The organism is Actinomadura keratinilytica (assembly GCF_039539665.1).
Lineage (GTDB): Bacteria > Actinomycetota > Actinomycetes > Streptosporangiales > Streptosporangiaceae > Spirillospora > Spirillospora keratinilytica.
This window is the reverse complement of sequence record NZ_BAABDO010000180.1, coordinates 1-9,155: the sequence shown is the minus strand read 5'-3', so window position 1 is coordinate 9,155 and position 9,155 is coordinate 1. Positions and strand designations below refer to the sequence as shown.

At 76.0% G+C, this 9,155-nt stretch carries 11 protein-coding genes; 8 read left to right on the top strand and 3 right to left on the bottom strand.

The annotated features are described in order from the left end of the window. Positions 1-571: methyltransferase domain-containing protein (locus ABD879_RS30945; protein WP_345025294.1), on the top strand; the 571-nt coding region annotated here is incomplete at its 5' end. 7 nt (positions 572-578) lie between these two features. On the opposite strand, the gene ABD879_RS30940 is transcribed toward ABD879_RS30945, so the two are convergent. Both ABD879_RS30940 and ABD879_RS30935 read right to left on the bottom strand, forming a co-directional pair. After that, positions 579-911, bottom strand: a complete 333-nt coding sequence (locus ABD879_RS30940; RefSeq protein WP_345025293.1) for a TraR/DksA family transcriptional regulator — start codon at positions 909-911, stop codon at positions 579-581. A 71-nt stretch (positions 912-982) separates the two neighbouring features. After that, positions 983-1,786, bottom strand: coding sequence for an SOS response-associated peptidase (locus ABD879_RS30935; RefSeq protein WP_345025292.1), 804 nt, complete (start codon positions 1,784-1,786; stop codon positions 983-985). 85 nt (positions 1,787-1,871) lie between these two features. On the opposite strand from ABD879_RS30935, the gene ABD879_RS30930 reads away from it, so the two are divergent. The 6 genes from ABD879_RS30930 to ABD879_RS30905 all read left to right on the top strand — a co-directional run bounded on the left by ABD879_RS30930 (position 1,872) and on the right by ABD879_RS30905 (position 7,347). Further along, positions 1,872-2,465, top strand: coding sequence for a DoxX family protein (locus ABD879_RS30930; protein WP_345025290.1), 594 nt, complete (start codon positions 1,872-1,874; stop codon positions 2,463-2,465). Positions 2,466-2,594: 129 nt separating this feature from the next. Further along, positions 2,595-3,119, top strand: a complete 525-nt coding sequence (locus ABD879_RS30925; protein WP_345025289.1) for a sigma-70 family RNA polymerase sigma factor — start codon at positions 2,595-2,597, stop codon at positions 3,117-3,119. Further along, positions 3,116-3,373, top strand: coding sequence for a zf-HC2 domain-containing protein (locus ABD879_RS30920; RefSeq protein ID WP_345025288.1), 258 nt, complete (start codon positions 3,116-3,118; stop codon positions 3,371-3,373). The genes ABD879_RS30925 and ABD879_RS30920 overlap by 4 nt, the downstream gene beginning before the upstream one ends. Before the next feature lie 83 nt (positions 3,374-3,456). Next, the gene (aroA, locus tag ABD879_RS30915; protein ID WP_345025287.1) at positions 3,457-4,728 is read left to right on the top strand and encodes a 3-phosphoshikimate 1-carboxyvinyltransferase; all 1,272 of its coding nucleotides are present in this window, start codon (positions 3,457-3,459) and stop codon (positions 4,726-4,728) included. Positions 4,729-4,796: 68 nt separating this feature from the next. Next, the gene (gene rsgA, locus ABD879_RS30910) at positions 4,797-5,789 is read left to right on the top strand and encodes a ribosome small subunit-dependent GTPase A (protein ID WP_345025286.1); all 993 of its coding nucleotides are present in this window, start codon (positions 4,797-4,799) and stop codon (positions 5,787-5,789) included. Between the two features lie 37 nt (positions 5,790-5,826). Next, positions 5,827-7,347, top strand: a complete 1,521-nt coding sequence (locus ABD879_RS30905) for an FAD-binding oxidoreductase (RefSeq protein WP_345025285.1) — start codon at positions 5,827-5,829, stop codon at positions 7,345-7,347. Positions 7,348-7,363: 16 nt separating this feature from the next. Here ABD879_RS30905 and ABD879_RS30900 read toward each other — a convergent pair whose 3' ends face one another. After that, on the bottom strand, positions 7,364-8,215 hold the full coding sequence (locus ABD879_RS30900; RefSeq protein WP_345025284.1) for a hypothetical protein: 852 nt from the start codon (positions 8,213-8,215) through the stop codon (positions 7,364-7,366). 88 nt (positions 8,216-8,303) lie between these two features. Here ABD879_RS30900 and hisN point away from each other — a divergent pair, with 88 nt between their 5' ends. Next, on the top strand, positions 8,304-9,107 hold the full coding sequence (gene hisN / locus ABD879_RS30895) for a histidinol-phosphatase (RefSeq protein WP_345025282.1): 804 nt from the start codon (positions 8,304-8,306) through the stop codon (positions 9,105-9,107). Positions 9,108-9,155 lie beyond the last annotated feature (48 nt).

The following is a 9,155-nucleotide window of genomic DNA, read 5'->3' as shown; positions in this document are numbered from 1 at the left end:
GGCGGGCCCGCCGCCCGCCGAGCCCGCCACCGGCCCGCGCCGCGGCCGGCGCCGTCCGGAGGCGGGCGCGACGCGCCGGGTGATCGCCGACTCCGGGTCGCTGGCCTGCCTGCGCGACGCCAGCGTGGACGCGGTCGTCGCCGAGGACCGCGCGCTGTCGCGGCATCTGGTGACCGAGTCGACGGTCGCCGAGATCGCCCGGGTGCTGCGTCCCGGCGGCCGGGTGCTGCTGTCGGTCGACTCGCTGACGCTGGGGATGGCGCTGCTGGCCGAGCAGAGCCGCTGGGCGCACCTGTCGGACGTGCCGAGCGCCGAGGTGCTGCTCGTCCCGTGGCCGGACGGCACGATCACCCGCTGCTTCTGGGCCGAGCAGCTGCGCGAGCTGCTCACCGACGCCGGGCTGGAGGTGGAGTGGATCAGGCCGCGCACGGCGCTGTCCCCGTCCACCGTCGAGCATGTGCTGGCCCGCACCCCGCGTGCTCTGGCCCGCCTGGTGCGCACCGAGCTGAGCGCCCCGGTGCGCGACGACTCCCTGGGGGTGCACCTGCTCGCCAGCGCCCGGCGGGTGTGAGCGCCGGTCAGCGCATCGCCTTGTCGTGCCTGGCCTGGCAGGTCAGGCAGCGGGCGGCCTCGGGGCGCACCTCCAGGCGGCCTTCGGGGACGGGCTCGCCGCAGTCCACGCAGCGGCCGTAGGTGCCCGCGGCGATGCGCTCGAGGGCCCGGACGACCGCGGCGCGGTGCCGCTCCAGCGACTCCAGCGCCGCCTCGACGCGGTCGCTGTCGGTCAGGATGGCGCCGGCGTCGGAGGCGGAGTTCTCCCGTTCGGGGTGCTCGCCCTTGAGGATCGCGATGGATCGGTCCGCATCGGCGAGCGCCTCCTGCAGGCGGGCGCGGGCGGCGGCGGTGTCCACGGTGCTTCGAACTCCTCCCGGTACTTTCCCGGGGCAGGCCCCGGCCCTGAGCGCCGCGCTCGCGGGCGGGCTCAGAACAGGGCGTCGGATCGGCCGGTGGGTATATCCCCGTTTGCCGTTGGCTTTATGAGTTCTGGCCCGTTGTTTCTGACGTTGTTGACGGCGGTGGAGACGGGGTAGGCCTCCATCGTCCCGGCCATCGCGGGCACCAGCAGGCCGCGCACCCGGTCGGGGTCGGTGAGGCCGGGGTCGAGCCAGGCGTCCCACCGGTCCGGCTGGACGATCATGGGCATGCGGTCGTGGATGCGGCCGAGCTCGTCGGGCGCGTCCGTGGTGATCACGGTGCAGGTCCACACCCACTCGCCCTCGGGCGACTTCCACAGTTCGTACAGCCCGGCCATGGCCAGGATCGAGCCGTCCTTGGGGCGGATGTAGAAGGGCTGCTTCTTGGGACGCTTGCGCTTGCCGCCCTCGGCCGCCGCGGACTCCAGCGCGTACCACTCGTAGTAGCCGTCGGCGGGCAGCAGGCAGCGGCGCCGGGCGAAGGCGCGGCGGAAGGACGGCTTCTCGTGCACCGTCTCGGCCCGCGCGTTGATCATGCGGTTGCCGATGGACGGGTCCTTGGCCCAGAACGGCACCAGGCCCCAGCGCAGCGTCCGCAGCTGCCGCACGGGCCCGGCGGGGACGTCGGCGTCGGCGCCCTCGCCCGCGCCCTTGGCGGCGTCCTCGGCCGGCCGGGTCAGGACGGCGGGCACCTGTTTGGTGGGGGCGACGTTGTAGTCGGGCTGCAGGTTCTGCTCGGTGGCGTCGAACTGCACCTGGAACTGGTCGAGCAGCTCCTGGCGCGCCCGTGCCGTGGCATAGCGACCGCACATGCGTCCATCCTGCCCCGCGCCTGTGACAAACCGCACTGCTCGGCGGCCGTGCTTGACCGTCGGCGCCGTGGGCATGTAGGCGACCATGCGACCCATCACGACCCTGGCCCGCCCGTTCGTGGCGGCGCCGTACATCATCATCGGCCTGGAGACCCTCCGCGATCCCGGTCCGCGCGCCGAGCAGGTGGCGCCGACGGTGAAACCGATCGCCGACCGGTTCGACTGGCTGCCCACCAAGGACCCCGAGGCCCTGGTGCGCTTCCAGGGCGCGCTGAGCCTGGGCACCGGTGCGCTGCTGCTGACCGGGCGGTTCCGCCGGCTGACCACCTTCCTGCTGGCCGCCCAGCTGGTGCCCTCGCTGCTGACCGAGCACCGGTACTGGACCGAGGACGACCCGGAACGCCGCGCCAGCGAGCGCTCGCACCTGCTGAAGAACGCCGGCCTGTTCGGCGCGCTGCTGATGGTGGCCACCGAGCCGCGCCGCGGCCCGCGGGCGGCGCAGCTGCGCCGGCAGGCGCACGAGGCCAGGATCCAGGCCGCCGCCGAGGCCAAGGCGCTGCGCAAGCAGACCGCGGCGGAGATCAGGAACGCGCGGCGCGAGGCCGCCCGGCGGGTGCGCCAGGCGCGTCGCCGACGCACCCGGCCGGCCCGGCGCGCCGCCTTCGCGCTGAAGCGCTGACCCGTTTCGGCGAGCCCCGTTTCCCGAAGAGAGCCTTAAGGAAATCTGAAATCCGTTGAACCCGGCGCGTCTCCGTGGCCGTACTGCCGTGCGACCGCCCGCTCCCTCCCGATCGGAAGAGGCCCGGCCATGGCAGCACCCGGAGCCGCGACGGACGCCGAACGGATCGTCACCCGGCTCTACCGCGAGCACGGTGCGGCCCTGACGGCGTTCGCGCTCAAGCTGACCGGCGGAGACCGGCAGTGGGCCGAGGACGTGGTGCAGGAGACCATGATCCGGGCCTGGCGGGGCGCGGACCGGCTGGAACCCGGAGTGTCGCCGATGCCCTGGCTGGCCACGATCGCGCGCCGTATCGTGATCGACGGCAGGCGGCGGCGCCGGGCCCGGCCGCCCGAGGTCGGCGAGGGGCCGCTGGAGACCGCGCCCGCGGCGGACGGGCTGGACCGGGTGCTGCGCAAGGTGGTCGTGGCCGAGGCGCTGTCGTCGCTGTCGGACGCCCACCGCGAGGCGCTGGCCGAGACGGTGCTGCGCGACCGCACGGTCGCCCAGGCCGCCGAGGTGCTGGGCGTGCCGGTGGGAACGGTGAAGTCGCGCGTGTACTACGCGCTGCGCGCGTTGCGCGTCGCACTGGAGGAGAGGGGGGTGACGGCGTGAGCGGTTCGCCGGTCGAGCACACCGACGTCGGTGCGTACGCCCTGGGCCTGCTGGAGGAGGAGGACCGCCGGGCGTTCGAGGCGCATCTGCGCGGCTGCGCGCGGTGCCGGGCCGAACTCCGGCGGATGCGGGGCGTGGCGGACGTCCTGTCCGACCTCCGCGACGCGGGCTCGGCGCCCGCACCCGACCCCGCGCCTGAGCCCGAGCCCGGACCTGCGCCTTCGCCCTGCACCGCGCAACGGCGGCGGGCGTGAGCGGCACCGGCCGCCCCGCGGTGACCGCCATGTGATCTTCTTGCCGCCGGTGGGGCGCGGCCCGTGCCGATAACCTTGGGCGCATGCCCTTTTCGCACTGGTCCGCGCCTGTCGCCGACGCCCCGGTGGACGCCACCGTCCGGCTGCCCGGCTCCAAGTCCATGACCAACCGGGCGCTGATCCTGGCCGCGCTGGCCGACGGCCCCGCGCTCGTGCGGCGTCCGCTGCGCAGCCGCGACACGCTGCTCATGGCGCAGGCGCTGCGCGCGCTGGGCGTGGCGGTCGACGAGGACGGCGCCGACTGGCGCGTCACGCCGGGCGCGCTGTCCGGACCGGCCCGGGTGGACGTGGGGCTGGCGGGCACGGTGATGCGGTTCCTGCCCCCGGTGGCGGCGCTGGCAGACGGCGACGTGGCGATCGACGGCGACCCGCGCGCCCGGGAGCGCCCCATGGGCCCGATGATCACGGCGCTGCGGGCGCTCGGCGCGGAGATCGACGACGGCGGGCGCGGCGCGCTGCCGTTCACGGTGCGCGGCGGCGGCGCGGTCGAGGGCGGCCCGGTGACGATCGACGCGTCCGGGTCGTCGCAGCTGGTGTCGGGGCTGCTGCTGGCCGCGCCGCGGTTCGAGAAGGGCGTGCACGTGCGGCACGAGGGGCCGCCCGTCCCGTCCGCGCCGCACCTGGCGATGACGGTGCGGATGCTGCGGGAGGCGGGCGCCGAAGTCGAGATCGGCGCCGACGAGTGGCGCGTGGCGCCCGGCCCGGTCCGCGGCCGGGACTGGGACATCGAACCCGACCTGTCCAACGCCGCCCAGTTCCTGGGCGCGGCGCTGGTGACCGGCGGGCGCGTCACCGTGCCGGACTGGCCCGCCGAGACCACCCAGCCGGGTGACGCGCTGCGCGATCTGCTGGCGCGGATGGGCGCGCAGGTGTCGTCCGGCCCGGACGGCCTGACCGTGCGCGGCACCGGCGCGTTCCAGGGGCTGGAGGCCGACCTGCGCGACGTCGGCGAGCTCACCCCCGTGCTGGCGGCGCTGGCGGCGCTGGCGTCGTCGCCGTCCCGCCTGACCGGCATCGCCCACCTGCGCGGGCACGAGACCGACCGGCTGGCCGCGCTGGTCCGCGAGCTGAACGCGCTGGGCGGCGACGCCCGCGAGCTGCCCGACGGGCTGGAGATCCGGCCGCGGCCGCTGCACGGCGGGGTGTTCCACACCTACGACGACCACCGGATGGTCATGGCCGCGGCGGTGCTGGGCCTGGCGGTCCCGGGGGTGCGGGTGGAGAACCCGGCGACGGTGGGCAAGACACTGCCGGAATTCACCGACCTGTGGACAGCGATGGTGCGGCCTGCGTAAGAACACGTGAAGGGGAGGCGGGACCACTGGCACGCCGAGTACGCGACTACGACGAGGACGACGTTCGGGTGCGGCCCGGGCGCCGCGGCTCGCGGCCGCGCACCCGGCGCCGTCCCGCCCACGCGGACGCCGTCCCCGGGATGGTGACCGCGGTCGACCGGGGCCGCTACCGCTGCCTGGTCGAGCCCGGCACCCCGGACGAGCGCGCGGTGACGGCCATGCGGGCGCGGGAGCTGGGCCGCAAGGGCGTCGTGGTGGGCGACCGGGTCGCGCTGGTCGGCGACACCTCCGGCGACCCCGACACGCTGGCGCGGATCGTGCGGGTCGAGCCGCGCGCGTCGGCGCTGCGCCGCACCGCCGACGACACCGACCCGTTCGAGCGGATCATCGTGGCCAACGCCGACCAGATGGCGATCGTGACGGCGCTGGCCGACCCCGAGCCGCGGCCCCGGCTGATCGACCGGTGCCTGGTCGCCGCCTACGACGCGGGCATGGCCCCGCTGCTGTGCCTGACCAAGTCGGACCTGGCCGACCCCGGCCCGCTGCTGGAGATCTACGCGCCGCTCGGCGTGCCGTACGTGGTGACGCACCGCGGCGGCGAGCTGGACGAGCTGCGCGGGCATCTGGCCGGACGGGTCAGCGTGCTGGTGGGGCACTCCGGCGTCGGCAAGTCGACGCTGGTGAACGCGCTGGTCCCGGACGCCGAGCGGGCGGTGAGCCAGGTCAACGCGGTCACCGGCCGCGGCCGGCACACCTCGTCGTCGGCGATCGCGCTGGAGCTGCCCGGCGGCGACGGGTGGATCATCGACACCCCGGGCGTGCGCAGCTTCGGCCTGGCGCACGTGCGTCCGGAACGGGTGATCGAGGCGTTCGACGACCTGGCCGAGGGCGCCGCGGAACGCTGCCCGCCGCACTGCGGCCACCTGAGCGAGGACTGCGGGCTGGACGGCTGGGTCGCCGACGGCCGCGCCGGGCGGGCCCGTCTGGACTCGCTGCGCCGCCTGCTGGGCAACCTGGGCTCCGGCGGGCCGGTCCCGGACGGCGCCTCCGCCCGCGACTGACGGGACGGATGGTGCGCCTGATGCCAGACTCGGTCCCATGGAGCGGCGCACGTTCCTCAAGACGACCCTCACGGCGTCGGGGCTGACCGCGCTGGCGGCGGCCGGCTGCTCGGACGACGCCGCGCCCCGCCCGGCCCGCCGGCCGACGCCGTCGCGGTCGGCGACCGCCCGCCCCACCGGCCCGGCCGACTGGAACGCCCTGGAACGCGGGCTGAAGGGACGGCTGGTCCGCCCCGGCGACGGTGACTACGACCGGGCGCGCCGCCTGTACATCCCGCGCTACGACTCCGTCCGCCCCGCCGGCATCGCCTACTGCGCCACGCCCGAGGACGTCGCCGAGTGCGTGGCGTTCGCGACGCTCCGGAGGCTGCCCGTCGCGGTGCGCAGCGGCGGGCACAACTACGCGGGCTGGTCCACCGGGACGGGCCTGGTCGTCGACGTGTCCCCGATGGACCGGGTGCGGATCGGCGGCGGCCGCGCCGTGGTGGGCGCCGGGACCCGGCTGATCGACCTGTACGCCGAGGCCGCCGAGCGGGGCGCGGGCGTGCCGGGCGGCACCTGCCCGACCGTGAGCGTGGCCGGGCTGACGCTGGGCGGCGGGCTGGGGGTGCTGTCGCGCGCGTACGGGCTGACGTGCGACGTGCTGGAGTCGGTGCGGGTCGTCACCGCCGACGGGCGGGTGCGCGAGTGCGACGCCCGCCGCGACCCCGACCTGTTCTGGGCGTGCCGGGGCGGCGGTGGCGGCAACTTCGGCGTCGCGGTCGCCTTCACCTACCGCACGCACGCCGTCGAGGACGTCACGACGTTCTCGGTCGGCTGGCCGTGGCCGCGGGCCGCGGACGTGATCCGCGGATGGCAGCGGTGGGCGCCGTCCGCGCCCGGCGAGGTGTGGACGAGCCTGCAGATCAACACCGCGCCGTCGGCGGGGGCGCCCACGGTGGAGGTGTCCGGCGCCGCCCTCGCCGACCCCGCCCCGCACATCGACCGGCTGGTGGCGGCCGTGGGCCGCGAGCCGAGCGCGCGGTCCTCGCGGCGCCGCCCGTACCTGGAGGCGATGAAGGCGCTGGGCGGGTGCTCCGGCCGGTCCGTCGGGGCCTGCCACGCCCAGGGCGACCTGCCGGGGCAGCGTCCGGAGGGGCGGTTCCCCCGCACCGACTACGCGGGCAAGTCGCACGTCGCGCTGCGCCCGCTGCCGGACGGCGCCGTCGACGGCCTGGTCGCGCGGTTCGCCCGCGGCAACGGCCGGTCGGGACGCTCGGTGCTCATGGACGCGATGGGCGGCGCGATCGGCCGGGTCCGGCCGGGCGACACCGCGTTCCCGAACCGCGGCGGGCTGTTCGTCCTGCAGTACCTGGCCGACGGCGACGACCGGGCGTGGCTGCGCGGCACCCACCGGGTCATGGACGCCCACCTGCGCGGCGCCGCGTACGTCAACTACATCGACCCCGACCTGGCGGACTGGCGCCGCGCCTACTACGGCGCCAACCTCGATCGCCTCGCCAAGGTCAAGGCGGCCTACGACCCCGGCCGGCTGTTCCGCTTCCCCCAGGCCGTCTAGCGGGGTGTCCCGGGGGTCACCCCCGGGTGAGCTCCTCCAGCAGGTCGCGGGCCCTGGCCTCGGCCTCGTCGAGCGACCGGACGTGCTCGGGCGCCAGGTCCCGCACCGACCGGGTCAGCGCGTCCGCGACCTGGCTGAACGCGGCCTCCTCGGCGCCGCGCAGCGCGGCCCGCACGGTGGCCGAGCGGGCGCCGAGCGCGGCCCATTCCAGCTCCAGCCGGGCCACGGCCTCGTCGAACGCGCGCGCCGTGTCGGCCCCCGCGGCGCGCAGCGGTTCGGGGATCGGCCCGCCGCCGGCCCGGCGGCACCGGCCCGACAGCGCCGAGACGCGGTCGGCCAGCTCCAGGCCCTCGCGGGCCAGCGGGAGCACGTCGTGGATCAGGTCGGTGACCGCCGACGCCAGCTCCTCCACGCGGGTCAGCAGCGTCCGGGTGGCCTCCTCCAGCGCCGCCGACGTGCGCTCGGCGACCTGTTCGGCGACCTGCCGCCGGCACCGGGCCAGGTCGGGGCCGACCGCCGCGTCCAGCCGCCGCCGCAGCTCCGCGGCCCGCCCGTCGCCGTCCGGGGCGGACGGCTGCGCCGGGAGCGCGGCCAGGACGCGCCGCAGCCGCTCCTGTCCCGCGGCGGCCAGCTCGTCGCCGACCTCGCCGAGCGCCTCGTCCGCGCGCGTCCTGAGCCGCTCCACCCGCCCGTACAGGGCCTCCCGGCGGAACGGGTCGTTCAGCTCGTTGAGCAGCGCCTGCAGGCGCCGCGACACGTCGATCGCGTGCTCGGCCAGCGGGACCAGCCGGTCGGCCAGCTCGTCCAGGGTGGTGGCCCGGCGCGGGTCGGTCAGTTCCGCGACCCAGCCGGGAAGCTCGTGCGCCATGCCCTCATGCTGTCACCGCTCCGCCGCCTGCGGCCGCGCACCGGTAAGTGTGTCGGCGCACCGCGTGATGGCGGTAGCGTTGCTCGCCGTGGCGGACTATTCCGACGACCTGCGTCTGGCGCACGTGCTGGCGGACGCAGCCGACGACATCACGACCAAGCGCTTCCGCGCGCTCGACCTCGCCGTCGAGACGAAACCGGACATGACGCCGGTGAGCGACGCCGACCGCGGAGTCGAGGAGCAGATCCGCGGCACCCTCAAGCGGGCCCGGCCGCGGGACGCGGTGCTCGGCGAGGAGTTCGGCCGCACCGGGCAGGGGGCGCGCTGCTGGATCATCGACCCGATCGACGCCACCAAGAACTTCGTGCGCGGCGTGCCGGTGTGGGCCACGCTGATCGCGCTGATGGAGGACGACGAGGTGGTGGTCGGGGTGGTCTCGGCGCCCGCGCTGAACCGCCGGTGGTGGGCGGCGCGCGGCGGCGGCGCCTGGGCCGGCCGCAGCCTTTCCCAGGCCGGCCGCCTGCAGGTCTCGGCGGTGTCGGACCTGGCCGACGCGTCGCTGTCGTTCTCCAGCCTGAGCGGCTGGGAGGAGCAGGGGCGGCTCGACGGGTTCCTGGACCTGACCCGCGCGGTCTGGCGCACCCGGGCGTTCGGCGACTTCTGGTCGCACATGATGGTGGCCGAGGGCACGGTGGACGTCTCCGCCGAGCCGGAGGTGTCGCTGTGGGACCTGGCCGCCCTCCACGTGATCGTCGAGGAGGCCGGGGGCATGTTCACCAACCTGGCGGGGGTGCCCGGCCCGGACGGCGGCAGCGTGGTGTGCACCAACGGCCGCCTGCACGCCGACGTCCTGCGGATCCTGGGCGGCGGGCGGCCGTCCCCGAAGGGCTAGGGCCTGTCCGGTCGATCTTGATGTTTGGCTGAGGACGATCTTGGGACT

What these genes read in the sequence shown, in the direction of transcription:
- ABD879_RS30930 (WP_345025290.1), top strand. Translation starts at nt 1,872, where the DNA reads ATGCGACCCATCACGACCCTGGCCCGCCCGTTCGTGGCGGCGCCGTAC.
- aroA (WP_345025287.1), top strand. Translation starts at nt 3,457, where the DNA reads ATGCCCTTTTCGCACTGGTCCGCGCCTGTCGCCGACGCCCCGGTGGAC.
- ABD879_RS30905 (WP_345025285.1), top strand. Translation starts at nt 5,827, where the DNA reads ATGGAGCGGCGCACGTTCCTCAAGACGACCCTCACGGCGTCGGGGCTG.
- ABD879_RS30935 (WP_345025292.1), bottom strand. Translation starts at nt 1,786, where the DNA reads ATGTGCGGTCGCTATGCCACGGCACGGGCGCGCCAGGAGCTGCTCGAC.
- ABD879_RS30925 (WP_345025289.1), top strand. Translation starts at nt 2,595, where the DNA reads ATGGCAGCACCCGGAGCCGCGACGGACGCCGAACGGATCGTCACCCGG.
- ABD879_RS30900 (WP_345025284.1), bottom strand. Translation starts at nt 8,215, where the DNA reads ATGGCGCACGAGCTTCCCGGCTGGGTCGCGGAACTGACCGACCCGCGC.